The 26,012-nt window shown below is 42.5% G+C and carries 26 protein-coding genes; 5 read left to right on the forward strand and 21 right to left on the reverse strand.

The window, feature by feature from the left end; genetic code table 11:
• Positions 1-109 precede the first annotated feature (109 nt).
• The 16 genes from ACSLUR_RS10390 to mioC form a co-directional block, all read right to left on the reverse strand.
• On the reverse strand, positions 110-853 hold the full coding sequence (locus ACSLUR_RS10390; protein WP_448554254.1) for an oxygen-binding di-iron domain-containing protein: 744 nt from the start codon (positions 851-853) through the stop codon (positions 110-112).
• A complete protein-coding gene (locus ACSLUR_RS10395) occupies positions 840-1,460 on the reverse strand; it encodes a chemotaxis protein (RefSeq protein ID WP_116002217.1) in 621 nt (206 codons plus the stop codon). Before ACSLUR_RS10395 ends, ACSLUR_RS10390 begins: the two co-directional genes overlap by 14 nt.
• A 200-nt stretch (positions 1,461-1,660) precedes the next feature.
• Positions 1,661-2,083, reverse strand: coding sequence for a F0F1 ATP synthase subunit epsilon (locus ACSLUR_RS10400; RefSeq protein WP_116002218.1), 423 nt, complete (start codon positions 2,081-2,083; stop codon positions 1,661-1,663).
• A gap of 54 nt (positions 2,084-2,137) precedes the next feature.
• Complete coding sequence (gene atpD / locus ACSLUR_RS10405) at positions 2,138-3,523, reverse strand: F0F1 ATP synthase subunit beta (protein WP_116002219.1); 1,386 nt, start codon at positions 3,521-3,523, stop codon at positions 2,138-2,140.
• 58 nt (positions 3,524-3,581) lie between these two features.
• Positions 3,582-4,442, reverse strand: a complete 861-nt coding sequence (gene atpG / locus ACSLUR_RS10410; RefSeq protein WP_116002220.1) for a F0F1 ATP synthase subunit gamma — start codon at positions 4,440-4,442, stop codon at positions 3,582-3,584.
• Between the two features lie 28 nt (positions 4,443-4,470).
• Positions 4,471-6,012 carry a F0F1 ATP synthase subunit alpha gene (gene atpA / locus ACSLUR_RS10415; protein ID WP_116002221.1) on the reverse strand — a complete coding sequence of 514 codons (1,542 nt, stop codon included), beginning with the start codon at positions 6,010-6,012 and terminating at the stop codon, positions 4,471-4,473.
• 13 nt (positions 6,013-6,025) lie between these two features.
• A complete protein-coding gene (gene atpH / locus ACSLUR_RS10420) occupies positions 6,026-6,559 on the reverse strand; it encodes a F0F1 ATP synthase subunit delta (protein WP_448554258.1) in 534 nt (177 codons plus the stop codon).
• 12 nt (positions 6,560-6,571) lie between these two features.
• A complete protein-coding gene (atpF, locus tag ACSLUR_RS10425; protein ID WP_116002223.1) occupies positions 6,572-7,042 on the reverse strand; it encodes a F0F1 ATP synthase subunit B in 471 nt (156 codons plus the stop codon).
• 51 nt (positions 7,043-7,093) lie between these two features.
• Positions 7,094-7,312, reverse strand: a complete 219-nt coding sequence (gene atpE / locus ACSLUR_RS10430; protein ID WP_116002224.1) for a F0F1 ATP synthase subunit C — start codon at positions 7,310-7,312, stop codon at positions 7,094-7,096.
• A gap of 113 nt (positions 7,313-7,425) precedes the next feature.
• Positions 7,426-8,253, reverse strand: coding sequence for a F0F1 ATP synthase subunit A (gene atpB, locus ACSLUR_RS10435; RefSeq protein ID WP_116002225.1), 828 nt, complete (start codon positions 8,251-8,253; stop codon positions 7,426-7,428).
• A gap of 12 nt (positions 8,254-8,265) precedes the next feature.
• The gene (locus ACSLUR_RS10440) at positions 8,266-8,658 is read right to left on the reverse strand and encodes an ATP synthase subunit I (RefSeq protein WP_448554261.1); all 393 of its coding nucleotides are present in this window, start codon (positions 8,656-8,658) and stop codon (positions 8,266-8,268) included.
• A gap of 445 nt (positions 8,659-9,103) precedes the next feature.
• Positions 9,104-9,994, reverse strand: coding sequence for a ParB/RepB/Spo0J family partition protein (locus ACSLUR_RS10445; RefSeq protein ID WP_448554263.1), 891 nt, complete (start codon positions 9,992-9,994; stop codon positions 9,104-9,106).
• 44 nt (positions 9,995-10,038) lie between these two features.
• The gene (locus ACSLUR_RS10450) at positions 10,039-10,839 is read right to left on the reverse strand and encodes a ParA family protein (protein ID WP_448554265.1); all 801 of its coding nucleotides are present in this window, start codon (positions 10,837-10,839) and stop codon (positions 10,039-10,041) included.
• Between the two features lie 14 nt (positions 10,840-10,853).
• On the reverse strand, positions 10,854-11,480 hold the full coding sequence (gene rsmG, locus ACSLUR_RS10455) for a 16S rRNA (guanine(527)-N(7))-methyltransferase RsmG (RefSeq protein ID WP_220347677.1): 627 nt from the start codon (positions 11,478-11,480) through the stop codon (positions 10,854-10,856).
• Between the two features lie 66 nt (positions 11,481-11,546).
• Positions 11,547-13,436, reverse strand: a complete 1,890-nt coding sequence (gene mnmG, locus ACSLUR_RS10460) for a tRNA uridine-5-carboxymethylaminomethyl(34) synthesis enzyme MnmG (protein ID WP_448554268.1) — start codon at positions 13,434-13,436, stop codon at positions 11,547-11,549.
• A gap of 404 nt (positions 13,437-13,840) precedes the next feature.
• Positions 13,841-14,287, reverse strand: coding sequence for an FMN-binding protein MioC (gene mioC / locus ACSLUR_RS10465; RefSeq protein ID WP_448554270.1), 447 nt, complete (start codon positions 14,285-14,287; stop codon positions 13,841-13,843).
• Positions 14,288-14,431: 144 nt separating this feature from the next.
• On the opposite strand from mioC, the gene ACSLUR_RS10470 reads away from it, so the two are divergent.
• Both ACSLUR_RS10470 and ACSLUR_RS10475 read left to right on the forward strand, forming a co-directional pair.
• Positions 14,432-17,419 carry an Ig-like domain-containing protein gene (locus tag ACSLUR_RS10470; protein WP_448554272.1) on the forward strand — a complete coding sequence of 996 codons (2,988 nt, stop codon included), beginning with the start codon at positions 14,432-14,434 and terminating at the stop codon, positions 17,417-17,419.
• A complete protein-coding gene (locus ACSLUR_RS10475) occupies positions 17,416-17,832 on the forward strand; it encodes a hypothetical protein (RefSeq protein WP_448554274.1) in 417 nt (138 codons plus the stop codon). The genes ACSLUR_RS10470 and ACSLUR_RS10475 overlap by 4 nt, the downstream gene beginning before the upstream one ends.
• Positions 17,833-17,960: 128 nt before the next feature.
• Here ACSLUR_RS10475 and mnmE read toward each other — a convergent pair whose 3' ends face one another.
• The 5 genes from mnmE to rpmH all read right to left on the reverse strand — a co-directional run bounded on the left by mnmE (position 17,961) and on the right by rpmH (position 21,910).
• A complete protein-coding gene (gene mnmE / locus ACSLUR_RS10480; protein WP_448554276.1) occupies positions 17,961-19,340 on the reverse strand; it encodes a tRNA uridine-5-carboxymethylaminomethyl(34) synthesis GTPase MnmE in 1,380 nt (459 codons plus the stop codon).
• Positions 19,341-19,487: 147 nt separating this feature from the next.
• Positions 19,488-21,125 (reverse strand): membrane protein insertase YidC, encoded by a 1,638-nt coding sequence (gene yidC, locus ACSLUR_RS10485; RefSeq protein ID WP_448554278.1) that lies wholly within the window; start codon positions 21,123-21,125, stop codon positions 19,488-19,490.
• Positions 21,126-21,131: 6 nt separating this feature from the next.
• Positions 21,132-21,380, reverse strand: a complete 249-nt coding sequence (yidD, locus tag ACSLUR_RS10490) for a membrane protein insertion efficiency factor YidD (protein WP_116002235.1) — start codon at positions 21,378-21,380, stop codon at positions 21,132-21,134.
• Entirely contained in the window at positions 21,347-21,703 is a 357-nt protein-coding gene (rnpA, locus tag ACSLUR_RS10495; RefSeq protein ID WP_116002528.1) for a ribonuclease P protein component, read from the reverse strand. Before rnpA ends, yidD begins: the two co-directional genes overlap by 34 nt.
• A gap of 72 nt (positions 21,704-21,775) precedes the next feature.
• Positions 21,776-21,910 carry a 50S ribosomal protein L34 gene (gene rpmH / locus ACSLUR_RS10500; protein ID WP_116002236.1) on the reverse strand — a complete coding sequence of 45 codons (135 nt, stop codon included), beginning with the start codon at positions 21,908-21,910 and terminating at the stop codon, positions 21,776-21,778.
• A gap of 481 nt (positions 21,911-22,391) precedes the next feature.
• On the opposite strand from rpmH, the gene dnaA reads away from it, so the two are divergent.
• From dnaA to recF, 3 genes are read left to right on the forward strand one after another with little or no spacing between them, the layout of a single operon-like run.
• On the forward strand, positions 22,392-23,762 hold the full coding sequence (gene dnaA, locus ACSLUR_RS10505; RefSeq protein ID WP_448554281.1) for a chromosomal replication initiator protein DnaA: 1,371 nt from the start codon (positions 22,392-22,394) through the stop codon (positions 23,760-23,762).
• Positions 23,763-23,789: 27 nt separating this feature from the next.
• Positions 23,790-24,893, forward strand: coding sequence for a DNA polymerase III subunit beta (gene dnaN / locus ACSLUR_RS10510; RefSeq protein WP_448554284.1), 1,104 nt, complete (start codon positions 23,790-23,792; stop codon positions 24,891-24,893).
• Positions 24,893-26,011, forward strand: coding sequence for a DNA replication/repair protein RecF (gene recF, locus ACSLUR_RS10515; protein ID WP_448554286.1), 1,119 nt, complete (start codon positions 24,893-24,895; stop codon positions 26,009-26,011). Before dnaN ends, recF begins: the two co-directional genes overlap by 1 nt.
• Position 26,012: the final 1 nt, after the last annotated feature.

Here is a 26,012-nt window from a genome sequence, read left to right on the forward strand (position 1 = left end):
ATGCAGTTAATTATAGAAAACAGCTATCAATTTGCTTTGTTTTTTAGGGCACAAAAAAGCGATGCTTAAATTGCATCGCTTCCTATAGTGAAGGCCATGTTACAGAGCGCTAAGTATTGTTGGCGAGTGCTGTTCCTACTTCCAGTTTATAGAACCAATCAAGAAAACGTTTAACGTCGTCTCCCTTAAAAATTCGCCCATGTTGTGGGCACATCATATCAATTTCAAGTTTACTCACTCGTTCCACCCAGTCGTTTTTGGCGCGATTAGAGGGCATCCAACGTTGATGGAACATAGTCATTTTCTGGCAATGCTCGTCAAAGTTTTCAACATACAGCGGTGCGTCAGCGCCCTCGATGGCTGCACCAATATCACCAGACATTAAAATTTTTGCTTCCTCATCGTAAACATTAAAGTTACCTGAGGAATGAAGATAATGTGCAGGAATAAACGTTAAGTTGGCGTCATCAATACGCAATGGGTAGCCTTCGTCAGGAATCGGGCTATATTCAATATTATCCATGCCAAAGTGGCGGATAAAACCTTCCCACAACCAAGGAGAATGCAGCGTAGCATCAGGTAACGCTTGATCCCACAAACCCAGCGATGAAATGATGTCAGGATCCTGATGCGAAGCAAATAAATGAGTAATTTTTTCAATCGGTACATGTTTAACGATTGCAGCTAACATCACCGAGAACAACTCGATCCCTCCTGGGTCCATCAGTAATGCATTATTCTTTGTAACCACCATATACTGATTAGTATCAATAATTTTATTAGGCTTTTCTGGATCGCGACCAAACACCAGCCACTGGTGGTGTTTACTTTCGAAAATTTTATACGTTTGCATCTTGGTGTAACTCTTGAGCTAACTTTTTAGCTTCTTCAATTAAGGTTTTTATTTGTCGAGCAGACAACTCTACATTGTCGGCAACGCCATTTAAGGATTCTTGATATAACAAAGCCGCTTGCGACGCTTCAACACGTGATAAGGTTGCTAAGATAACCGCAGTGCGCAGTTCTCTCGCAAGCTCATCTAGTGCGTCATTAAGTCGAAATATCTCACCCACATATTTGTTATTTAACGCCAGTTCTGAGCGCTTAATACGCCCATAAGCAGGAGATAAACTCTCAACATAGGCATAATCAGTAGCAATGCGATCTGCGCGCTCAAAGTGGCAAATAGCGTTATCCGTGCGCATCTTGTTAGCTGACACTCGGCTGAGCTGAGTAGCGAGCACATTTATTTGCTTGGAAGAGGCTATCGTGACGCGTGCCAGTTGATCAATAAAATCAGTCAGTGGCTTAAAACCAGCGGCACTATCACCAGCGCGCAATGCAACGGCTCGCGCATTACTGGCGGTTAGCAATAGCTGTTTGGCTATCTTATTCGCATTGTCGAGCTTGGCAGCGATCAGCGCAGTAGTGACAAAGTAATTAATCTGTTTAGAGGACATGAACGCAGAATATTAATAGATTTGAGCACACCCAACACCAGCGCCAACAGTTTATTATTGGTGAATGTAAAGAATGGCATTTTTAAGAATTTTAGAACAAAGCGCGAGAATTCGCCTTGTAGTAGATCAATTATTACAGAAAAAAAAACGACCTATTACAAAGTAATAAGTCGTTTTTGTTCACTAAAACTTAGTGCTATTTATAGCTTTTTCTTGGCCGCTTGAATAACGCGAAGTTGTGCAACAGCGCGTGCTAGCTCAGAAGCAGCTTCCGCATAGTTAACGTCGCCACTTTGAGTGTTTAAACTCGCTTCAGCACGTTGTTTAGCTTGCTCTGCCGCTTGCTCATCTAAGTCGTCGGCACGTGTTGCCACGTCAGCCAAAACAGTAACGCTATTCGGTTGAACCTCTAGCATACCGCCTGAAAGGTAAATCACTTCTTCTTCACCGTGTTGTTTCACGATGCGAGCCATGCCAGGTTTTAGTGAGGTCAGTAAAGGTGCGTGACCAGGCATAATACCTAATTCACCTTCACTACCAGTGATTTGTAATGATTCAATGCGACCAGAAAATAACGCTTCTTCGGCACTTACTACATTCAAATTTACAGTCATTGCTGCCATTGTTTGACCTCCTAACGATTAGCCGCTTTACCCCAAGGCTAGCGGCTAAACACCTTACATTGATTTAGCTTTCTCTACAGCTTCTTCGATTGAACCAACCATGTAGAACGCTTGCTCTGGTAAGTCATCGTATTCACCAGCAAGAATGCCTTTAAAGCCAGCAATAGTGTCTTTAAGTGCAACATACTTACCTGGAGAACCAGTGAATACCTCAGCAACGAAGAACGGTTGAGATAAGAAACGCTGGATCTTACGAGCACGGTCAACAGTTTGCTTATCTTCTTCAGAAAGCTCATCCATACCTAAGATTGCGATGATATCTTTAAGTTCTTTGTAACGTTGTAGTGTAGTTTGAACGCCACGTGCAATTTCGTAGTGCTCGTTACCTACTACTAATGGATCTAATTGACGCGATGAAGAGTCAAGTGGATCGATAGCTGGGTAGATACCTTGAGCAGCGATGTCACGAGAAAGTACAACGGTTGCATCTAAGTGAGCGAAGGTTGTTGCTGGGCTCGGGTCAGTCAAGTCATCCGCAGGTACGTATACCGCTTGGATTGAAGTGATTGAACCTTGCTTAGTTGACGTAATACGCTCTTGTAGTACACCCATTTCTTCAGCAAGTGTCGGTTGGTAACCTACCGCTGATGGCATACGACCTAGCAATGCTGATACCTCTGTACCCGCTAGTGTGTAACGGTAGATGTTATCAACGAAGAATAATACGTCACGACCTTCGTCACGGAATTTCTCAGCCATTGTAAGACCGGTCATCGCAACACGAAGACGGTTACCCGGTGGCTCATTCATTTGACCGTATACAAGCGATACTTTATCAAGTACGTTTGAATCGTTCATTTCATGGTAGAAATCGTTACCCTCACGAGTACGCTCACCAACACCAGCAAATACTGAGTAACCGCTGTGCTCGATCGCGATGTTACGGATAAGTTCCATCATGTTTACGGTTTTACCAACACCAGCACCACCGAATAAACCAACTTTACCACCCTTAGCGAATGGACATACTAAGTCGATTACTTTGATACCAGTCTCTAACAATTCGTTAGCCGCTGCTTGCTCTTCGTATGAAGGCGCTTCACGGTGGATAGACCATCTTTCTTCTTCACCGATTGGGCCAGCTTCATCAATTGGCTCACCCAATACGTTCATAATACGACCCAAAGTTGCAGTACCTACTGGAACTTGGATGTTATTACCTGTGTTTTCTACGTTCAGACCACGACGCAAACCGTCAGATGAACCCATAGCGATTGCACGTACTACGCCACCGCCTAATTGCTGTTGTACTTCTAGTACTAAGCCTGAAAGGTCACCTTCAGTTACTGTTAACGCGTCATATACCTGAGGTACAGCATCTTGTGGGAATTCTACATCCACAACTGCGCCAATGATTTGGACGACTTTACCTGTACTCATGTTTAATCCTCTAATCTTTGCTCTTATTTACTTTTTAAATAAAAGAACCTTTGCTTAATTAAACCGCGGCAGCACCGGCACAAATCTCACTCAATTCTTGTGTGATACTTGCTTGACGTGCCTTGTTGTATACCAATTGAAGTTCACCGATTAAGTCACCAGCATTATCAGTTGCGGCTTTCATCGCAACCATACGAGCAGCTTGCTCACATGCTAGGTTCTCAACCACACCTTGGTACACTTGCGATTCCGTGTAACGAACTAATAACTGATCAAGTAATACTTGAGCGTCAGGCTCGTAAACGTAATCCCAACGGTGTTTAATTTCGTCATCATCTGACTTAGGCAAAGGTAAAAGTTGATCGATTGTCGGCTGCTGCGTCATGGTGTTTACAAACTTGTTGTAAACCACGAACAGCTTGTCAATTTCGCCATTGTCGTATGCGTCCAACATTACGCGTACTGAACCCACTAGGTCAGTCACTGAAGGACGATCACCTAGACCAGAAATTTGTGCCGATACTTTAGCGCCCATGTTGTTGAAAAACGCAGTAGCTTTTGAGCCAACTAACGCAAATTCAACTTCAGCGCCTTCTGATTGCCATTTACCGGCATCAGCAAGTACTTGCTTGAATAAATTAATGTTCAAGCCGCCACAAAGACCACGGTCTGTGGAGACAACGATATAGCCTACGCGCTTAACTTCACGCTCTTCCATATATGGATGGCGGTATTCTAAGTTACCTCGCGCGATGTGACCGATCACATTTCGCATATTTTCAGCGTATGGACGAGAGGCAGCCATAGCATCTTGCGCTTTACGCATTTTACTGGCTGCAACCATTTCCATTGCGCTGGTGATCTTCTGCGTATTTTGTACGCTTCCAATCTTCGATTTTATCTCTTTAGCGCCGGACATGACTATTTCTCTCCGAAAAAGTTAACTATTACCAAGTTTGAGTAGACTTGAATGTATCAAGTGCTTTAACCAAACCTGCTTCAATATCTTTGTTATAGTCGCCTTTCTCGTTGATAGTAGCCATCAACTCAGCTTGCTCGTTGTTTACGTAAGACAACAATGCAGCTTCGAAGTCTACAACTTTGTTGATTGCAACATCGTTTAAGTAGCCTTTTTCAGCAGCAAATAGTGATACAGCTGTCTCAGCAACAGATAGCGGGCTGAATTGCTTTTGCTTCATCAATTCAGTAACGCGCTGACCGTGCTCTAATTGTGCACGAGTTGCATCGTCAAGATCAGAAGCGAATTGAGCAAAGGCTGCTAATTCTGCGTATTGAGCTAATGCTAAACGGATACCACCACCAAGCTTCTTGATGATCTTAGTTTGTGCAGCACCACCAACACGAGATACCGAGATACCTGCGTTAACCGCTGGGCGAATACCTGAGTTGAATAAGTTCGACTCTAGGAAGATCTGACCATCGGTAATTGAAATTACGTTGGTTGGTACGAATGCAGAAACGTCACCCGCTTGTGTTTCAATGATAGGTAAAGCTGTTAATGAACCTGTTTGGCCTTTAACTTCACCGTTAGTGAAACGCTCAACATAAGCTTCGTTTACACGCGCTGCACGCTCTAGAAGACGTGAGTGCAAGTAGAAAACGTCACCTGGGTATGCTTCACGACCTGGCGGACGACGAAGTAGCAATGAAATTTGACGGTAAGCAACAGCTTGCTTAGACAAATCATCATATACGATTAACGCATCTTCACCGCGGTCACGGAAGTATTCACCCATAGTACAACCAGAGTATGGCGCTAAGTACTGAAGTGCAGCAGCTTCTGATGCAGACGCAACAACAACGATAGTGTTTTCTAATGCGCCGTGCTCTTCTAATGCACGTACTACGTTAGCTACAGTTGATGCTTTTTGACCAACAGCTACGTAGATTGACTTAATACCAGTGTTCTTCTGGTTAATGATTGCATCTAGTGCGATCGCTGATTTACCTACCTGACGGTCACCGATGATAAGCTCACGCTGACCACGACCGATTGGAATCATTGAGTCAATTGACTTGATACCAGTTTGTACTGGCTCATCAACAGACTTACGATCGATAACACCTGGTGCGACAACTTCGATTGGTGCGAAACCATCGTTGTCGATTGGACCTTTACCGTCAATCGGCTCACCTAGAGTGTTAACTACGCGGCCTAAAAGACCACGACCTACTGGTACTTCCAAAATACGGCCAGTACCTTTAACTTTTACGCCTTCTGCTAGGTCTGCGTAAGGACCCATCACAACCGCACCTACTGAATCACGCTCAAGGTTAAGCGCGATTGCGTAGCGGTTGCCAGGAAGTTCGATCATCTCACCTTGCATTACATCAGCAAGACCGTGGATGCGAATGATACCGTCAGTTACAGAAACGATAGTACCTTCGTTACGAGCTTCACTAACTACGTCAAACTGTTCAATACGTTTTTTGATCAGTTCGGCGATTTCAGTGGAATTCAGTTGCATGCTCTGTTCCCCGTTAAGATTGCATTGTTGTTGCTAAACGGTCTAATTTACCTCGAATAGACCCGTCAATTACCATGTCGTCGGCTTTGATGATCAAGCCAGACACGATACTTGCGTCAACAACACAATTAAGCTTCACTTTACGAGCCAAACGCTTTTCAAGCGCGGCGCTAATGTTTGATTGTTGGTCAGCTGATAATTCAACAGCAGACGACACATCGACAGTTACTTCTTTATCAAACTCTGCTTTTAGGGCAGCGAATTGTTCAGCAACTTGTGGTAGCACCAACAGACGTTCGTTCTCAGCCATTACCTTCACGAGGTTTTGACCTTGTTCATTTAGCTGTTCACCACAAACGCCAAGGAAAACTTCCTTCGCTTGTTCTACTGACGCGTTACCTGAAAGGTAGCCAGTAATGGTGTCATTTTTCGAAACTTCAGCAGCAAAAACTAGCATTTCTAACCAGCTTTCAACCGCTTTAGCTTCAACAGCAAATTCGAACGCTGCTTTAGCGTAAGGGCGAGCGATAGTTGTCAATTCAGACATGCTCTATACCCCTTAAAGTTCAGCGACTAATTTATCTAAGATGTCGCTGTGTGCAGCGGCATCAATTGAACGCTCGAGAATTTTCTCGGCACCAGCAACAGCTAACGCAGACACTTGCTGACGTAGCTCTTCTTTGGCACGGTTGCGCTCAGACTCAATTTCTGCATGACCAGACGCGATAATTTTTTCGCGCTCGGCTTGTGCTTTTTCAGCAGCTTCGTCGATCATTTGTGCTTCGCGTTTTTTCGCAGCTTCAATGATCTCAGCAGCTTGTGCTTTGGCTTCTTTTAACTGTGCAGCAGCTTTCTCTTGAGCAAGCTCAAGATCTTTAGCAGCACGGTCTGAAGCAGCAAGGCCATCAGCAATGGTTTTCTGACGGTCTTCAATAGCAGCCATAATTGGCGGCCACACAAACTTCATGCAGAAGATTACAAATACGATAAATGCAATAGATTCACCGATAAGGGTGGCATTAATATTCATATTCGTTAGCTCCTATTTACAGTAATTCGCGGTTAATTAAGACTCTTTCGATTAAGCTAACGCGAACAACATGTATAGGCCGATACCAACACCGATCATCGCGATCGCATCGATAAGACCAGCTACGATGAACATTTTAACTTGAAGTTGAGGTGCAAGCTCAGGTTGACGAGCCGCTGACTCTAGGAATTTACCACCTAATAGACCAAAACCAATCGCAGTACCTAAAGCACCTAAGCCGATTAGCAATGCAACAGCGATATATAACATATTAATCTCCGATTATTTAAAGTAAGTTATAAAGTTAAAAAATAAAAAATTGTTGCGGACTTCCTGTCCTGATAACCCTTTGGGTTTTTAATTATTAATTCAGTCCCAAAGAATTAATGATCTTCATGCGCCAAGCTTAAGTACACGATGGTTAACATCATGAAAATAAAGGCTTGAAGCGGAATTACTAATAAGTGAAACGCAGCCCATAGGAAGTGAACCGGTAATTGGAATAAACCAATGGTTGCGATCAAGATAAAGATCAATTCACCTGCGTATAAGTTACCAAATAGACGTAGTGCTAATGATACTGGACGCGCAATCAAAGTAACGGTTTCCAAGATAAAGTTCACTGGAATAAACGCCCAATGGCCAAATGGCTGCATCGTTAGTTCTTTAGTGAAACCACCAATACCTTTTACTTTAATTGAGTAGTAGATAATTAATGCAAATACACCAATTGAAAGGGCAAATGTCATGTTCATATCAGTGGTTGGTACAGATTTGATGTAAACATCGTGAGGGTCCATACCAAAACCGTATTGACCAATTAAACCTGCAATTGTTGGGATCCAGTCAACTGGTACCCAGTCCATTGCGTTCATTAACAATACCCATACGAAGATAGTTAATGACAATGGCGCAATCAGTGCGTTTTTACCGTGAAATGTTTCTTTTACGCTCTTGTCAACAAACTCGACAACCATTTCCACAGCACACTGAAGTTTGCCTGGAACGCCTGTCGTTGCTTTTTTAGCGACTGAACGGAAGGTAAGTAAGAAAACCAAGCCTAGAACAATTGACCAAGCAAGCGTATCAACGTGTAAAGTCCAGAAGCCGGCATCAGCACACGCTTTGTTAAAAGCGACGCCGCCGTCAGACATACACATTTTCGCGTTAGTCAAATGGTGCTTGATATAAGAGCCAGTATCTGCTGCCATCTTGTATCCCAATTATTGTTGATTAAAAGTAAATCTGCTCAGTGCGGCGTAGACAATGGGAGACACGACCGCGATTACATATGTGCAAAAAAATGGGGCTAACGATAAATTGAGAAACTTGAAACTCAAGGCAAATAATAGCGCCGTTAGAACCATTTTTATTTTTGCGCCTTTAAAGAATGAATCCATTACTTGTTTGGCGGCGCTAGCTCCTGCAAATTTGAACGCATACAGGGCAAACACAAAATTAGGGATTATGCCGATACAACCGCCAACCAAGGCTGACTGGGCATGGCTTAACCCCCAACTAAAATAAATCAATACTGTAGAAACTAGAGTTAGTGTAGAGGCAAAAATCAATTGTTGCCGCGCTAAATTGCGACCGGGCTTAACCAACTGATTCACACTGACAACCTCTAACGAAAACCTTCGTAAAACCTACATTTTTTGAGTGAGAAAATTTCAACTCAAAAAATCCTCGCAAGTATACTTAATTACGGTTTTATTGCAACCAAATAGGGCTACGAACGCTGGTATTTTGTACGAAAAAAAGGAATATGTGAAAAATGTGTAACATTGAGGAAATTGATACCTAAATGTTCGCATTGAGTAATTTAACTTACTGGTTAATGATATTGGATATATAACCCTAAATATCAAAAAGTTAAACTATTCACTATAGTGTGTTCAACCTATTTAACTCCCTATATTTAGTAAGGTAATTAAAAGTTATCGCATCACTAACAAATAAACACTGAATAGCAGAAAATAAAAAGAAAAATAGTGTTGATGGCTAACAACAACACTATCGGATTTGGATATAAATATGTTTAAGGTAGAAACTTAGGAATTAGTGAATTTTCGCCAAAATGCCGTCAAGTTCTTCAAGGTTGGTATAAGAAATCACCAGCTTGCCTTTGCCTTTTTTGTTGTGGCTGATCGACACTTGCGATCCTAGACGCTCAGCTAGCTGTTGTTCCAATGACACTGTGTTGGGATCTGGTTGCTGTGGCGCTTTTTCTACTGGCGGCTCTTGCACTTTTTTAATTAAGGCTTCTGTTTCACGCACTGTCAGCTCTTTTGCCACAACAGTACGTGCAGTAGTGTTTTGCACATCGCCTTCAAGTGATAACAAAGCACGGGCGTGACCCATTTCAATATCACCATGCTCTAGCAAGGTTTTTACTTCGTCATTCAGGTTATTTAAACGAAGTAAGTTTGTCACTGTTGTGCGCGATTTTCCTACCGCCTCGGCGACTTCTTGGTGAGTTAGTTCAAACTCAGTCAATAAACGCTCTAATGCTATTGCTTCTTCCATGGCATTAAGATCTTCACGTTGAATGTTTTCAATGAGTGCGATCGCGACAGCGGCTTCATCCGCTACATCTTTAACTAGACATGGTACTTCAGCAAGTTCAGCTAGTTGAGCTGCGCGCCAACGGCGTTCACCCGCAATAATTTCGAATTGGTGATCACCAACACTGCGCACAACGATTGGCTGGATAATACCTTGTGCCTTAATAGAACTGGATAATTCTTCTAACGCATCCGGCGACATATCTTTGCGCGGTTGATATTTACCCGGTTGCAATTGCTCAATCGGTAATTTACGCAATTCACCTTTTTCTGGTGCTGCACTAACGTCTTGCATGTCGTTATCAACATTTTCATCAGCCTTAGGGGCTTGTGTTAACAAAGCATCTAAACCTCGGCCTAAACCGCGACGTTTTGCAGGGCTCATATCAATCCTTCAAATATTGTTATTTTAAGTGACGTTTATATTTATTAGTCAGTGACTTCTTCAGTTTTTGGCTGCTTAGCCAGCTCTTCGCGTCTTAATATTTCACCAGCAAGCGCTAAATACGCTTTCGCACCTGTTGATGATTTATCGTAATACATCACAGGCGCACCAAAGCTTGGCGCTTCGGCGAGACGAACATTTCTTGGAATAACGGTGCGATAGACTTTATCACCAAAATGACGCTTTAACTGCTCAGAAACATCATTGGCTAAGCGATTGCGCGGATCGTACATGGTTCGTAGGATTCCCTCAATCTTTAATTCGCTGTTCACTACTGAGGTCAGTTGAGAAATAGTTTCCATCAACGCGGTCAGCCCTTCCAGTGCATAATATTCACACTGCATTGGTACTAACACCGAATCTGCCGCCGCCATGGCATTCACCGTTAACATGTTTAGCGACGGTGGACAGTCAATGATAATAAAATCATAGTCATCTTTTACGGGCGCCAAGGCATTGCGCAACCTTAGCTCACGCGCAAAGACTTCCATTAATTTAATTTCTGCCGCGGTGACATCCGCATTGCCAGCAACCAGATCGTATAAACCTGAAGTTTCACGATAAACGACTTCGTCAAACGGCTTTTGCTCGACCAGTAGTTCGTAACTAGTCACCAGATCTTCATATTTGTCGATACCACTACCCATAGTGGCATTACCTTGAGGATCAAGATCAATCAATAATACTTTTCGTTTGGTTGCCGCTAACGAAGCAGCTAAATTGACTGATGTCGTGGTTTTGCCCACGCCACCTTTTTGGTTTGCAACCGCAATAATTCTGCCCACAAGTGCCTCGAAGTCTAGTTATTCTTTTTCAATTCGATTAAGTGTCGTTCGCCGGTTAATTCAGGAACATGCAATTCATGACTTGCCACTAACGTAACATTTTCAGGTAAAGCATCCAGCTCATCTTCTGGGTATTGTCCCTTTAGCGCATAAAAACGGCCAGTTTCACTGTCAATCAAGTGATGACACCAAGACACCATGTCTTGCAATGAAGAAAATGCGCGGCTTAACACTCCATCAAATGCTTGTGCTGGAATATGTGCTTCAACCCGTGATTGCACAGGCTCGACATTGGTTAACTTCAATTGATAGACAACTTGGCGTAAAAACGTAATACGTTTTCCTAAACTATCTAATAATACAAAATTCCGCTCAGGATACAATATGGCAAGAGGAATGCCAGGCAAGCCAGGCCCAGTGCCAACATCGATAAAGCGATTACCATTGAGTAATTGACCAACAACTAGGCTATCAAGAATATGTTTAACCAACATTTCTTCTGGATTGCGGACGGAAGTCAAGTTGTAGGTTTTATTCCATTTGTCGAGTAGTTCGACGTATTGAATTAACTGATTAAATTGAAGATCGGTTAAGGAAATATCAGTTTGCGCCACAAGGGCGCGTAATTTATCTGCCAACATCTAATTTTGTCTATTGTTTTGCTAAGCAAGCGTTAGTCTGTGCGCTTGCCTAAACGCATTAATACGTTAGGCGGTTTTGCGCAATAAGCCGTGTTTTTTCAAGTATACCAGCAATAATGAAATCGCCGCAGGAGTAATTCCCGAAATACGTGACGCCTTGCCTAAGGTTTCTGGGCGAGCATCGGTAAGCTTGGCAACGACTTCATTGGATAAGCCAGAGATTTGGCTGTAATCGAAATCTACAGGGATGACGGTATTTTCGTGACGCTTTTTCTTTTCAATTTCATCCATTTGGCGATCGATATAGCCTTGATACTTAATTTGGATCTCTACTTGTTCAGCCGCTTGCAGATCTTCAATCGCTGGGCCAAAAGCGTCAATCGACATCACTTCCGCATATTTGGTTTCTGGGCGACGTAAAATATCTTCTAACGTCGCTTCTTTGCTGATCGGGTTCTTTAATTGCGGATTTAATTCAGCCGCCGCGGGATGATCTTTTTGCACCCATACCGATTTTAAGCGTTGGCGCTCTTGCTCGATATTGTCCATTTTCTCGTTAAAGCGTGCCCAGCGCGCATCGTCAACTAAGCCTAACTCACGACCTTTCTCTGTTAAACGAATATCGGCATTGTCTTCACGGAGCAATAAGCGATATTCAGCACGCGAAGTAAACATACGGTAGGGCTCTTTAGTGCCTAAGGTCGCAAGATCATCGATTAACACGCCCATATAGGCTTGATCACGACCAATGATCCATTCATCTTTACCTTGTACACGCAATGCCGCATTCGTGGCAGCCACTAAACCTTGAGCACCCGCTTCTTCATAACCTGTCGTACCGTTAATTTGGCCAGCAAAGTAAAGGTTATTCACAAACTTGCTTTCCAACGTTTGTTTTAAATCGCGAGGATCGAAGAAGTCGTACTCGATGGCATAGCCAGGGCGAGTAATGTGCGCATTTTCAAAGCCTTTGATCGATCGAACTAAATTCATTTGCACATCAAATGGCAAGCTCGTTGAAATACCATTAGGGTAGACTTCATGCGTTGTTAAGCCTTCTGGCTCAACAAAGATCTGGTGGGTATCTTTGTCGGCAAAACGCATGATCTTATCTTCAATTGATGGGCAATAGCGTGGTCCAATTCCTTCAATAACACCGGTATACATCGGCGAGCGATCCAAGCCAGAGCGGATAATGTCGTGCGTTTTCTCGTTAGTATGGGTGATGTAGCAAGAGATCTGCTCAGGGTGATCGTCATGAGATCCCATAAACGAGAAAATTGGTCTTGGTGTATCACCAGGTTGCTCTTGCATCACCGAAAAGTCTAACGTTCGTGCATCTAAACGCGGCGGTGTACCTGTTTTTAAGCGATCAATTCGAAATGGCATATCGCGCAGACGAGAAGCTAAATTTACTGAAGCAGGATCGCCAGCACGTCCACCTTGATAATTGTTAAGACCAATATGGATCTGACCAGCAAGGAAAGTTCCGACAGTAAGTACTACTGCATTACCTTTGAACTTTAAGCCCATTTGCGTAGAAACACCGACCACTTGATCGTTTTCTAAGATCAAGTCATCACAAGGTTGTTGAAATATGGTCAGATTTGGTTGATTTTCCAGTGTATGGCGCACAAATGAGCGATATAAAGCGCGATCAGCTTGTGCTCTCGTCGCTCTAACAGCAGGCCCTTTACTAGCATTTAAGGTTCTAAATTGGATCGCAGCGTGATCAATCGCTGTTGCCATTAACCCGCCTAGTGCATCGATCTCTTTCACTAAATGCCCTTTGCCGATCCCGCCGATCGCAGGATTACATGACATTTGTCCAAGTGTATCAATATTGTGTGTTAGCAATAGGGTTTTACAGCCCATTCGAGCTGCAGCCAAACAAGCTTCAGTGCCAGCATGACCACCACCAACAACAATTACATCAAATGTATCTTGATACCACATGAACTCACTCACTCAACAAATAACACCGGAAAAAAGAGGCGTATTTTAGCATTGTTTTTAAAGTCAGGGGAATGATCATTTTTGTAAAAAGATCGGCTGTGGATCGCGAGATAAATATTTAGATCTATATAAAGATCTTATTATTATTTCTTATTAGCTTTGCGCTTTTTTGTGGATAAGCATAAAAAGCACATATAAATCATGATCTTTAATTGATCATGATCTTGTGATCAAAGTTTGATCTAGTGTGGTAAAAGCTATGATCAATAAGGCTATTTATCCACAGTTCACATTGTTAATTTATTTACCAACTGAATAATAATAACTAATTAACTGGGTTATACGTTATTTATCCACATTTGATGTTTTTTATAGATCTAAATGTGGATAAAGGCTTAATAAGATCAGGATAAGCGATCTTTATGTGTTTCAAGCCACTCTTGCGCTGCTGCTTCAGGATCGTCTATTCGCGTGATATCAATGGTTTTTACATCAATGATTTTAGTGCAAAACTTTGAATTTAAAAGCTTATCTACGTTTTTTGCGGCGTAGCAAAAGGTATCGTAGTTAGTATCACCAATACCGATCACGGCATATTTAGTGTGTATAAGATCCTGTTGACTATTTTCGAGATCGGTAACAAATGCTTGAATATTGTCTGGGTAGTCACCTGCGCCATGTGTGGAGGTGCAGATCAACCAAGTTTGATCTTTTTGCTCGATCTCAGAAAATTCAGGGGTGTAATGTAGGGTTACTTGGTGGCCAAGGGTCTCTAACGTTTCTTGACATGCTTCCGCGACATATTCTGTACCGCCAAGCATGCTGCCAATAATGATTTGAAAAGATGCCATAAAAAGAGAGGTTAACTTCTGATAAAAATATATGCGGCATCTTAGCACTTTTTTACGGTCTAACAGGTCTATTGTTCTAATCGCATTAAATTTGCGACGACCATTAACTTTTAACGCAGCAAACTCATTATGCAGGCGGTTCGCATGATAAAGAAAATATCCTTAATTCCATGGTTGATGCTATTTGTTTCAGGGCATAGCTACAGTGATACACAACAACAAGTGCACAGTGTATTTACTGCTTGGACGACGATAGCCAATAAACCCAGCGATAGCAGCAGCTTAATGTCGGCAAGCAGTGATGTACAAAGTAACGTGCGCAGTTTCGCCAGACAAGAGTACTTATCACAAATTGATTTTACTCAGCTTTCTGCCAATGTTGATGCCGTTACAGACGCTCAGCAAGCCGAAGCTTTTATTATTAGTGTGCCATTGCCAACTGGTGAGCTGGTGAATTTTACTTTATCGCCAAGCCGGGCTATCGATGGTGCGTTAGCTGAAAAGTATTCCAATATTACGACATTTAATGGGGTTCAAGTTAATCAGCCTGATAACCTTGGTAAATTTGAACTTACGCCAGCGGGCTTTCGCGGCATGTTCTACCATCAAGGTAAACTGGTTTATCTCGATCCTAAATATATTGATAACAACCGCATTTATACCAGTTATTACCAGCAAGATGCACTTGAGCATGGGCAAGCTTCAGTTACGCGCTATCAACCTAAGGTAACCCGTCAGTTAAGCGAAGAACTTGCACAATCAAAACAAGCTAACCAAACAGTAAAAGCCGCACGTACGCCAGTGCAACTCAAAGAGTATCGATTAGCTATTACCACCACAGGGGAGTATACGGCGTTTTTCCAAGGCAGTGTTAGTAACGTTATGGCCGAGCTTGCGACCTTGGTTAACCGCATTAACATGATTTTCGAGCAAGAGCTTGCGGTACGGATGATCTTAGTGGCTAACAATGATCAACTGATTTTCACTGACGCAGCAAGCGATCCTTTCGAGAATGAACTTAACAATGACAGTGATGAGTCAACACGGGTGATCTCGAACATCATTGGTAGTAACAACTATGATGTTGGCCATGTACTTGGTACCGATGGTGGCGGGTTGGCATTCCTCGGCGCTGTTTGTATTGATAGCATCAAAGGAGGCGGCGCAACGGGATCGTTTAGGCCAACGGGTAGTTCATTTTATGTCGATCTTGTTGCCCACGAACTTGGTCATCAGTTTGGTGCTAGCCATACGTTTAACGGCTTAACCGATTCTTGTGGTGGTGGTAATCGCGCGGCTGGCAGCAGTTATGAAGTTGGCAGTGGCTCAACTATTATGGCGTATGCGGGCATTTGCGGTAGTCAAAATATTCAATTTAGGGCAGATCCATTCTTTCATGGGCATTCAATGGATCAAATGGCGAGTCATCTTGCCCGTTTTCCAAGTTGTGGAATAAGCACTGAACAAGTGAATAGAAGCCCTTTCGCCGATGCAGGCAGTGATTTTACCATTCCTGCCAATACCCCATTTACGCTGACCGGCACGGGCACTGATGAAGATGGTGACGAACTTACTTATGACTGGCAACAGTTTGATTTAGGTCCTGGCAGCAATGGTACTAGCGAACAAGTTGATGATGGCCAACGTCCTTTGTTTCGGGTGTTTGCTCCCCAATCAGTGCCAAGCCGCACGTTTCCAAGGCTGACCGATGTGCTTTCTGGCAACCTAACGCTGGGTGAAACTTTTGCCACAACCAATCGCGATTTGAATTTTCGTTTAATTGTTCGTGATAACAACGGCGGTGTTGCCTCAGATAATGTTGTCGTTAACGTGGTAAATACTGGGGAAACGTTTGCGGTTACTGAGCCATCACTGAATGATAGTTGGACTAGTGCTGAGCAGCTTGTGCAATGGAATGTTGCTGGTACTGATCTTACCCCAATCAACTGCGCAGCAGTGGCAATAGACTTGTCACTTGATGGTGGTAATACTTTCGATGTAAACCTGGCAACAAATGCGCCGAATACTGGCAGCTTTACCGTTAATTTACCGGCGTTAAGTAGCAATAATGCACGGCTTAGGGTCAGTTGTGCCGACAATGTATTTTTTGCCGTAAACGCGGGGCGATTTAGCGTTAATAATTCGCAAGCGCTATCATTTGAAATTACGGGGTTGAGCAATCCGTTAGCAGTTGATGAAGACCAACAATTAACACTCTCTGTGGCTAATTTTACGATTCAAGGGCAAGTTGCTGATAGCTTGATAATTTCTGAAGGTGATAATTACTCTGTCGATGATTCGACCGTCATTCCAGATACCAACTTTAACGGCAGCTTGTCTATTGAAGTACGTGCTGTTGCAGGTAGCGAGCAAACTCCTGTGTTTAGCGCGCAAGTGGCCGTTGCAGCCGTTAACGATGCACCTGTAGCGACTGATGATGAGTTAATGCTAGTACAGGGCGCCAATACGCAACAAATTAATGTACTTAGCAACGATTCTGATGTTGATGCTCAAGATAACTTAACGTTATCACAACTGATTTATACGGGTGATGGTCAAGCGAGTATTGTAAATAACCAGATCAGTTATACGCCTGCAACCAGTTTTATCGGTGAGGAGACGATTAGCTATACGGTTAGTGATAGCAGTGGGGCAACCGATACCGCCAATTTGATTATTACCGTTAATGAAGTTGACGTGAACAACCCTCCGTCAACAAACAATGACTCAATTACGTTAACGCAAGGCGCTGGAAGCCAGTTAATTGATGTGTTGGCGAATGATTCAGATCCTGATGCAGGAGATACCTTAACTCTGACTAGCATTGACTATTCAGGTAATGGACAAGCCAGTATTTCTAATAATCAGATCAGCTATACACCTGCGGCAACCTTTAGTGGCCAAGAAAGCATTGCTTATACCGTGAGTGATAGCTCTGGGGTATCTGCCACTGGGCTATTGAATATCACCGTGAATGCTGCACCTCAACCGCCAACACCGGCACCAGTCGAGCCCGCACCCAATGAGTCTGGCGGCTCTGGTGGTGGTAGCCTTTATTGGTTAATGATATTGTTGTTTATAGCAGGTAGTTTCCGTGTCGTTGGCTTTTATCAACGAGGAGAGCGCAAGTGAAAATCTATTCGATGATAATAGCACTTTTAGCATTTTCTCTTACGGCTTGCCAAAAAAGTGATATAGCGAGTGAAGCTACAAGTTCAACATTGGCACCTGCGTCAAAACAAGAATCAAAAATGTTTGAAGCCAGTTATCAAGGTATAACGGCCAACGATGCAGTCGCTAGTGCGATTGCTAATCAAGACTTTCGCTTGTTGTCGACATCGACGCGAATGCCACAATTTCCGGGCACGGATCAGTCGCGTTATCAAGAATACAAAGCAAAATGTGGGGCTAATTTCCTGCCGAATATGGGCGATGTTAAGCAGCAAGGTGAAAGTTCAGAAATGCGAAAACAGGTAAAGCAATATATGGTCGAGTATAACCTGCTGATGCTTAATAGCTGCTTAAAGCATCATAAGAATGGCTAAAAATAGTGACTAAAAGTTTCGTTAACCAAGCGAGCTTGATGTTTGCGTAGGAATAACAGTGCTTGCTCGACAATCATGAAGAGCAAGCATTATTTGAATACTAACTATCGCGCTGTTTGAGTAATGGATTATTTACCAATACAGAAAGATGAGAAGATCTTACCGAGTAGATCATCACTGGTAAATTCACCAGTAATCTCATTAAGTGACTGCTGACAAATTCGTAACTCTTCTGCCAAGATCTCGCCGGCAACATAAGATTCTAGCTGATCTAAACCGGTTTGTAGGTGATTGTGCGCCGCTTTCAACGCCACTAAGTGACGACGCCTTGCCATAAAGCCACCTTCCGTACTACCTTGATAACCCATAATGGTTTTTAGGTGCTCTTTGAGATCATTAATACCATCACCGCTTTTGGCTGAAATGGTAATGCTAGGCTGTTCACTATCACCACTTAGGCCAGTTGTTGCGCCGCTTAAATCAGCCTTGTTACGAACAATGGTCACGCCCATTTTTTCGGGTAGCTGTGCAAAAAACTCTGGCCAAAAGTCACGTGGGTTCTCTTGTTCGCTGGTGGCTGAGTCCACCATTAAGATAACGCGATCGGCTTTGGCTATTTCTGCCCAAGCACGTTCAATACCTATTTGTTCAACTTTGTCTGGGCTTTCACGCAGTCCTGCGGTATCAATGATATGTAATGGCATGCCATCAATATGAATTTGCTCAGATAAGACATCACGAGTCGTTCCTTCAATATCGGTGACAATTGCGGTTTCTTTACCACTCAGGGCATTAAGTAAACTTGATTTACCCGCGTTAGGGCGACCTGCGATGACTACTCTCATCCCTTCGCGAATAATACTGCCTTGTTTGGCTTGCTGCTGAACGTCTTCAACTCGAGTGATGATGCCTTTGAGGCTATTAAGGACTTTTTCGTCGGCGAGAAAATCAATTTCTTCTTCGGGAAAGTCTATCGCCGCTTCAACGTACATGCGCAGGTGGATAACATCTTCAACCAGTTGATGAACGAGCTTAGAAAAGTCACCTTGCAGTGAGTGTAGGGCACTACGGGCAGCTTGCTCTGAATTAGAGTTAATTAAGTCGGCAATTGCTTCGGCTTGGGTTAAGTCGAGCTTATCGTTTAAGAACGCTTGCTCGCTAAATTCACCTGGCTTAGCCATACGCACGCCATTGATTTGCAATATCTCTTTGAGCAACATGTCAAGAATTACGGGGCCACCGTGTCCTTGTAGCTCAAGGACATCTTCACCGGTAAATGAATTAGGACCTTTGAAAAACAGCGCAATACCTTGGTCTAAGGTGTTGCCCTTCAAATCATTAAAATTTAAGTAATCTGCGTATCGCACCTTAGGGCATTTACCTAGTAGTTGCTCGGCAACTTCGCTTGCTTTAGGACCTGACACACGAATGATACCGACACCACCTCGACCTGGGGCGGTCGCTTGGGCTGCGATGGTTTCTGTGTTGCTAGATAAAGTTGCCGACATAATGGTGCTCTGTAGTGATATGTTGGATAAATACCAAGCTATTATAACTTGGTGAGGGATAAACAAAAAAGGTGGCTAGTGCCACCTTTTCACATTACTCAGTTCTAGTTACGTGAACTGAGTATATTTTTGTTCTCGCGATTAGGCTTATGCTTTCGCTTGCGCCTTTTGCTTGTCTAGCCCCGCGAAAATAATCTTCATCTGAATGATTGAAATCACGTTACTGATGAACCAGTAAAGTACTAGGCCAGATGGGAACCAGAAGAAGAAAATCGTAAAGATCAGCGGCATGTATTGCATCATTTTTTGCTGCATTGGATCTTGTACGGTCATTGGTGTCATCTTCTGCATGATGAACATACTGACACCCATCAGTACTGGTAATACAAAGTATGGGTCTTTTGATGATAAGTCAGTCAACCATAAGCCAAATTCTGCGTGACGAAGCTCAACACTTTCTAAAAATACCCAGTATAGTGCTAGGAAAATCGGCATTTGAATTAGAATTGGTAAACAACCACCGGCTGGGTTTACTTTTTCTTTTCGGTATAGCTCCATCATCGCTTGTGACATCTTCTGACGGTCATCACCGAAGCGCTCTTTTAATTGCGCCATTTTCGGTTGCAACTCACGCATTTTTGCCATTGAGGTGTATTGCGCTTTCGTTAGCGGGTACATAGCACCTTTTACAATAATCGTGATGATAATGATCGCGATACCCCAGTTGCTCACTAATGCTTGAATTTGCAGTAGTAACCAGAATAGTGGTTGGCTGATCATAAATAAGAAACCGTAATCAACGGTTAAGTCTAAACCATCGGCGATTTGCTCTAGTGCGTCTTGGTCTTTTGGACCAACGTAGAAAACCGCACCTGTGGTTGCTGTGGTATTGGCATCAATGTTTAGCGTAGGCGCTTTAAAGCCAATTACCGCATCACCTGCGCTGCTGTAGCTTGTGTAAAGCTGATTAGCGGCATCTTGTGCTGGTACCCAAGCAGACACGAAGTAATGCTGAAGCATCGCAACCCAGCCACCTTGCGTAGTTTTGTTTAGGTTGGCATCGGCAATGTCTTCAAAGTCGTACTTCTCATAACGCTCTTCGGTAGTTGAGTAGGCTGCACCACGGTAAGTTGGGATTAAGCCTGATGAACTATCGACATAGCTAGACTGCTTCAGTTGACCATACATTTGTACGCTTGCTGGAGCAGCCATGTTGTTTTGAATTTGGTAATCAACATTTACTTTGTAGCTATTAGGCGTAAACGTATAAGTTTTAGTAACGGCTAAGCCTGTGTCGCTAACATAGTTTAACGCAACACTTAGCGGCTGACCGTCAACCATAGTGAAGTTTGACTGCGCAACTTGGTAAATAGGGCGGCCTGGTACTGTGCGGTCGATACCGTTAGCACCCGTTAAGCCACTTTGCGCAATGTACTTCATTTGACCATTTTGCATGATGGTAAATGGAACACCACTACCTTGCTCAGTTTCATAAGCAAGTAACGTTGCTTCAACAATGTCACCGCCTTGCGTATTGATTTTCACCTTTAGTACATCAGTGGTGATTTCAATTAAACGGCTATTGGCAGCTGTTGGTGCGGCAATCTCTTTAATGTTTTCAGATGAAGCCGGAACAAAGTCATCGGAAGCAGGCGTATCTTCGCTTGTTTGGCTAGCAGTCGGTTGTTGCACTGGGGCAGGGGCATAGTCAAGCTGCCACTGCTGATAGAGCATATAGGTGACTACCAATAAGCCAATAAAAAGCATACTGCGTAGGGATTCCATAATATGTTATTTCTCTTTGTTGGTTGGTGGTACGGGATCTTCTCCACCCGCATTGAGTGGGTGGCATTTTAGTATACGTTTAAGCGCTAACCAACTCCCTTTTACTGCCCCAAAGCGATTAATTGCTTCAATGGCATAACTAGAGCAGGTTGGCTGAAAGCGACAATTATTGCCCAATAAAGGGCTGATAAACTTTTGGTAGAGTTTTATTAGGCCTATGGCTAAGGCTTGTGGCGCTGAATGATTTTTCGCCATGTCTTTACCAATTGTTTATTAATGGTGGCGTTATCGAGATTATCAATACCAGATTTCACCATAACGACAATATCGATATTGGGTAAATCGTGTTGAGCTAATCGAAAGCTTTCGCGTGTAAGGCGTTTAATGCGATTACGTTGAACCGCTAATTTGACGCGTTTTTTCGCGACAGCAAAACCTAGACGAGGTTTGTCTAACTTGTTCTTAGTAATTAGGATAGTGAAATGGCTAGAGCCAAAACGAGAAGATTTTGAGAAGACTTGTTGGAATTGTCCGGGAGTCAATATTCTTGACTCCCGGCTAAATTCATAAGTAACCATATCGTTCATTGAAATTATGTCACTGAAGTACTGCGGTTACCTATATTTCGCAAGATGTAGTCTCTTACGAAATTAAGCGCTTAACTTAGCACGACCTTTTGCACGACGACGTGCTAAAACGGCACGACCGTTTTTAGTAGCCATACGTGCACGGAAGCCGTGGTTGCGCTTACGCTTTAATACAGAAGGTTGAAATGTTCTTTTCATTACGCTTTTCCGTTCGGTTGTTGTTGCCCTGGCAAAACAGCCGTTGTGAGCACACAGGTCTAAAAAAGAGGCCGAATTTTAAATAGTGTACGAACAATTGTCAATATATTAGTCAGATTTAATAAATAGCGATCAATCAGAGGATCGTTTAGATCTTGCAACTATCCACAATTTAATCACATGCCAATCAGAATTTAGTGTTAAATTCGTTGGTTTTCGGCTAATGAAAAAATATTATTAGCTCAATTAAAGATCAATTAAATTATTCTAATGAAAAAAATATTGTATATTTAACAGTGGTTTATTTTGCCATTGTTTTTTCATAGTTATTTTTAACGGTTTTCCAGTTGCATCTGTGGATAACTGTAGGGATAATTGATCAATTCGTATAATAATTTTACTTTTCCTATCCCTCTCAAGCGCAGATAAGATCGTCTTAAACACGCAAGATCGTAGAAGGAAGTATTTCCAGGAGCCTCCGTTGGATCATTCGCTTTGGCAGCGTTGCCTTTCAGTATTGCAGGAAGAATTACCCGCTCAACAATTCAGCATGTGGATCCGCCCACTGCAGTGTGTCGTCGAAGACAATATTATGACCTTGTATGCGCCAAATCGCTTTGTACTTGATTGGGTGCGCGATAAGTACGTTGAGCGGATCACTACGATCGTGTCTTTGGCCGAAACCAGTAATCCACCGCTGTTGCGTTTTGATGTTGGTGCTAAGCCAGTTCAACAAACACCTGTTAATACACAGGTTAGCTCAGTCGATCACACTACGGGTAGCAACCTAGCCGAAACGCCAGCAAAAGAGCCTGAAACCAACTTACCTAAAACGACGAACGTTCGAAATAAGTACACGTTTGAAAACTTTGTTGAGGGTAAATCAAACCAACTCGCACGTGCAGCCGCATCACAAGTTGCTGATAACCCTGGCTCAGCTTATAACCCATTGTTTATTTATGGTGGCACAGGCCTAGGTAAAACTCACTTATTGCACGCAGTGGGAAATGGCATTTTACTCAATGATCCTAAAGCTAAAATTGCCTACATGCACTCAGAACGCTTTGTCCAAGATATGGTCAAAGCGCTGCAAAATAATGCGATAGAAAAGTTTAAACAATACTATCGATCGGTCGATGCGCTATTGATCGATGATATCCAGTTTTTCGCCAATAAAGAGCGAACGCAGGAAGAGTTTTTCCACACCTTTAACGCCTTGTTAGAAGGTAATCAACAGATCATTTTAACCAGTGATCGTTACCCAAAAGAGATTGAAGGGGTAGAGGATCGTTTAAAGTCTCGTTTTGGTTGGGGCTTAACACTGGCGATCGAACCGCCAGAGTTAGAAACTCGCGTCGCAATTTTGAAGCGCAAAGCGCAAGAAAGCCAAATCAATCTAGCGGATGAAGTTGCGTTTTTTATTGCTAAACGTTTGCGCTCAAATGTGAGAGAATTAGAGGGTGCGTTGAACCGTGTAATTGCTAATGCTAACTTCACTGGACGACCGATTACGATTGATTTTGTTCGAGAAGCACTGCGGGATTTATTGGCCTTGCAAGACAAGCTGGTCACAATTGACAATATTCAAAAAACAGTTGCTGAATATTACAAAATTAAAGTGGCTGATTTGCTGTCAAAACGACGTAGTCGGTCAGTGGCTAGACCTCGACAAATAGCAATGGCATTATCTAAAGAATTGACGAATCACAGTTTACCTGAGATTGGTGATGCTTTTGGTGGCCGCGACCATACAACAGTATTACATGCTTGCCGCAAGGTGAAAGACTTGCGCGAGGAAACGCACGACATTAAAGAAGATTATTCAAACTTAATAAGAACACTGTCTTCCTAACGGAATAAAATAAAACAGGTATATAGCATGAAGTTTTCACTTAATAGGGAATCATTACTTAAACCTTTGTTATTGGTATCGGGTGCGGTTGAGCGCAAAAGTACCTTACCTATCTTAAGTAATATCCTTTTTGAGATTAGTGATCAGTCATTAACGCTAACCGCCACTGATTTAGAATTAGAAATGGTCGCTGGTACCCAGATTGAAAATGAAGGGGATAGCGGTAAACTCACGGTACCTGCAAAAAAATTACTCGATATTTGTAAAAGCTTACCAGAAGATTCTCGTTTAACGTTCGAGGCACAAGGTGATACGGTTATTATCAGTACGGGTCGAAGTCGTTACTCGTTATCAACTTTACCTGCAACTGACTTTCCTAATATTGAAGAATGGAAAGGTGATGTAGAGTTCAGAATTATGAAATCTGAACTGTTGCGCTTGATCGAAAGTACGCATTTTTCCATGGCAAATCAAGATGTTAGGTACTATCTGAACGGTATGTCTATTGAAACGGAAGGAAGTGAAATACGTTCAGTTGCGACAGATGGTCACCGCTTAGCTATCTGTAAAATTGCCAATGAGTCCCTAGCTTTACCGGCACGACAAGTTATTGTCCCTCGCAAGGGTATTTTAGAAATTATCCGTTTGTTAGATCCAGTGGATGAAGAGATTCAGGTTTTCCTTGGCTCAAACCATGTGCGCATCATTGATAATGAATACTCTTTTACCAGTAAGTTAGTGGATGGTCGTTTCCCTGACTATCGTCGTGTTCTTCCAAGAAATGGCGATAAAGTACTTGAAACGAATAAAGATCTTTTACGCCAAGTGTTGTCTCGTGCATCTATTCTATCGAATGAAAAGTTTAAAGGGGTGCGTTTGAATTTTGCTGCTAATGAATTAAAGATTACAGCAAATAATCCTGAGCAAGAGCAGGCAGAAGAAGTCATCGAAATTAGCTTCCCATATGAAGATTTAGAAATTGGTTTTAATGTTAGTTATGTACTTGATGTACTGAATGCCATTAAAGAACAAGAGGTAAAATTTACCTTAGCTGATGCTAATAGTAGTGTTGTTATTGAAGGGCGAGAATCAGGCGAAGCACTCTACGTTGTTATGCCAATGCGTTTGTAATGAGTATAGAGTCAGTCTACGTAAACAATTTTCGTAACTTAGCAGAACAGCGTATACAACTAAATCGCCAATTAAATTTTATTCTTGGTGATAATGGCTCCGGAAAAAGTAGCTTTTTAGAAGCTATTTTTTTTGTAGGGCACGGCAAGTCTTTCAGAACGACTAAATCTGATACTGTTTGTCATTTTGATGAAGAAGAATTTTTCATCAATGTAAAAGATGAAGAGCAGCTTAGTTTCGGCTTAAGTAAGCATAAAGACAATGTTAGCTTTCTAATAAAAAAGCAAGGCAATCGCATTAATAAGCTTTCTGAGTTGGCTGATCAGTTTGCTGTGCAAATAGTAACACCAGAAAGTTTTAAATTGTTTTTTGGCGGAGCAAAAGAGCGGAGAAAATTCTTAGATTTAGGATTGTTTCACGTGGAACATAAGTTCAGTTCTTCGTGGAAGTTGTTCGCAAAGATATTAAAACATCGTAATGCTTGTATTAAAAATCGTTTGGACAATCAGCATTTTGCGTACTGGACTAACGAATTTATAAAAGCTTCTATTGTTTTAGCAGAACTGAGGCAAGTGTACTGTGAGCAACTCGCTAACGAGTTAACAATCTGGCTTGATATATTGATGCCTGAACTATCGTCTGAAATTACGCTAAGTTATTTTCGAGGGTGGTCGGCGAATAAGGAATTAGTTGATACATTAGTAAATTTTAAAGAGAAGGAGTTTAAACAAGGCTTCACCGCAGCAGGCGCTCATAAATTTGATATCAAATTTTTAGTCTCAGGAAAGCCGATAGAACTTAAGTTGTCACGAGGGCAACAAAAGTTGTTTTTAGTTGCGTTAACTTTTGCTCAAATGAAATTAATAGAGCAAGTAAAGCAAGTAAAAGCAATTTTGCTTATAGATGATATAGGTGCTGAATTAGATACCGAATCGCGAAGTCGATTTTATCAGGCGCTTAAATTATTGAACTGTCAGGTTGCGATATCTGCGATTGATATTGCAGCAATTCAACCCTTGCTAGACAAGCTTGAACAAGACAAACTTAAGCAACAAGAAAACTACACTATGTTTCACGTGGAACATGGCAAAATTTCAAGAATAGAAGAAATAGGCTAAA

Source organism: Thalassotalea montiporae, from assembly GCF_053485855.1.